At 54.0% G+C, this 324-nt stretch carries 1 rRNA gene; it reads right to left on the bottom strand.

The features are described from left to right. Positions 1 to 324: ribosomal RNA gene (locus ADL15_RS21140) — 23S ribosomal RNA — on the bottom strand; the annotation flags it as partial.

Raw genomic sequence — 324 nt, 5'->3', positions numbered from 1 at the left:
ACGGTACTTGTCCGCTATCGGTCACCAGGAAGTATTCAGCCTTACCAGGTGGTCCTGGCAGATTCACAGCAGATTCTAGGAGTCCGCTGCTACTCGGGAACACTGCAAAGAGGTCACACACTTTCGTCTACCGGGCTCTCACCGTCTACGGCCGACTTTCCCACGTCGTTCGACTAGCATGAAACTTTGTAACTCTTCACCAGAATGTCAGTCCTGATAAGCAGGTCCCACAACCCCCCACGCGCAACCCCTGACAGGTATCACACACGCAAGGTTTAGGCTAGATCCGCTTTCGCTCGCCACTACTCACGGAATCACGGTTGT

The organism is Actinoplanes awajinensis subsp. mycoplanecinus (assembly GCF_001509495.1).
Classification (GTDB): domain Bacteria; phylum Actinomycetota; class Actinomycetes; order Mycobacteriales; family Micromonosporaceae; genus Actinoplanes; species Actinoplanes palleronii.
The sequence above is the reverse complement of the archived record's forward strand: the minus strand, read 5'-3'. Positions and strand labels throughout refer to the sequence as shown.